Here is a 1,454-nt window from a genome sequence, read left to right as displayed (position 1 = left end):
GATTGGAGACGTTGCCGCTCAACTCCTGGGCAGACTTGAGCGGCAGCGGGCTCCCCAAAAGAGGCCGGGAGCGAAAGCCCCCGGCCAGTTCAGGGAGGCAACGCCCCGCGTGGGGCCTCGTGCGGGCGCGCGAGAGGGCGCAACCCGGATCAGGTGATAGGTGACGCGTCTTTCTCGACCCGCACACGCGCCAGACGGGACTCTGACCGTAGGGAGTCAGTGGTGCAGACCCCTTCCCACGGCACTCGAGCTTTGGACGGGGGGCGTTCATGACGCCCTCCGTTCTTTTTGCGCAGCCAGGCCTGCGAGAGTTTCGAATGAAATGCCGGGCACCCTGTGATATCGCGCAATGTCAACCACCCGCGGCCAATACCGTGGCGGGATCGAGTTGCGGATTTTCCACGAGCTGGCCGTGCTGACGCTGCATCCAACGTCCTTCGCGAACTGAACGGTGCCGCCAAGGGCTTCGATCATGGATGAGAAACTATGCATCATGCATTAGTTATGCGTTACGCATTATGCGGGGTCAAGCGAAAATTACCAGATTTGCGTAACTTCATTATGCAATGTGCGCACATGGAACGGCATGAACGATTGAAATGGGCGCGCAAGCGCAGAGGCATTCGCACCGCCAGGATTGCCGCCGAGCGGCTGGGCGTTCCGTATGGCACTTACGCCGGGCATGAGAATGGAAGCCGAGGAATTCGTGACAGCGAACTGAAGGCTTATGCCGAAGCGTTCCGCGTTCCCCTCACGTGGCTTGCCTTTGGTGAGGGCGACCCCGATAGTCATCCGGGTAACTACATTCTTGAGGCGTATGGCTACGTGGGCGCCGGAGCTGAAGTCATTGGGTTTGACGACCACTCGCCGGGCGACCCCATGGCGGAGTATGAGGCAGCATTCCCTGTTCCACCGGGGACCATAGCCGTGGTTGTGCGTGGCGATTCCATGTACCCGCGATATGACGACGGCGACGTGATTGGCTATTACCGCGATGGTCGTCCACCGAATGAGCTGATTGGAAAAGAGTGCATTTTACGCTTGGCTGATGGCAGATATTTCGTGAAGAAAATCCGGAAGGGTAGCGCTCCTGGGTTTTTCAACCTCGAGAGCGTCAACGCCCCGCTTATTGAAGATGTCGCGGTGGAATGGGCCGCTGAAGTCCATACGGTCGTACGCGCAGGCCAGTGGAATAAGCACCGTAATGGTCACGTCAACGACTGACGCGGCACACTTGAATCTTCCTTGACCCGCCTGTGAGCGATTGTGAGATAGCCCTCGCTCGGGGAAGGCTGACTCTGTTTTGCGCAATGCCAACGAGACGCCCAATTTCGTCGTTCTGCATAATTTATGCATTTTGCGTTTGACATTGAATTACGCGTTATGCATATTTACTCCATAGCCAACCGGCATGGAGCAACCAGCCATGGGCAACGGAATTCAGATCGGCCACC

Annotated in this window: 2 protein-coding genes; one reads left to right on the top strand and one right to left on the bottom strand. The window is 57.7% G+C overall.

Going from position 1 to position 1,454, the window contains the following annotated elements:
• Positions 1-267: 267 nt before the first annotated feature.
• Entirely contained in the window at positions 268-474 is a 207-nt protein-coding gene (locus IE243_RS24095) for a hypothetical protein (RefSeq protein WP_373301742.1), read from the bottom strand.
• 12 nt (positions 475-486) lie between these two features.
• Here IE243_RS24095 and IE243_RS22795 point away from each other — a divergent pair, with 12 nt between their 5' ends.
• Positions 487-1,224, top strand: coding sequence for an XRE family transcriptional regulator (locus IE243_RS22795; protein ID WP_191321563.1), 738 nt, complete (start codon positions 487-489; stop codon positions 1,222-1,224).
• Positions 1,225-1,454: the final 230 nt, after the last annotated feature.

The sequence above is a fragment of the Camelimonas fluminis genome (assembly GCF_014656355.1).
In the GTDB taxonomy this organism is placed as follows: Bacteria; Pseudomonadota; Alphaproteobacteria; order Rhizobiales; family Beijerinckiaceae; genus Camelimonas; species Camelimonas fluminis.
Note: the sequence above shows the minus strand (reverse complement) of the source record. Positions and strands in the feature narration are given on the sequence as shown.

Bases quoted from the DNA above. Each gene is read 5' to 3' on its own strand.
- IE243_RS22795 (WP_191321563.1), top strand. From the start codon at position 487: ATGCATCATGCATTAGTTATGCGTTACGCATTATGCGGGGTCAAGCGA.
- IE243_RS24095 (WP_373301742.1), bottom strand. From the start codon at position 474: ATGATCGAAGCCCTTGGCGGCACCGTTCAGTTCGCGAAGGACGTTGGA.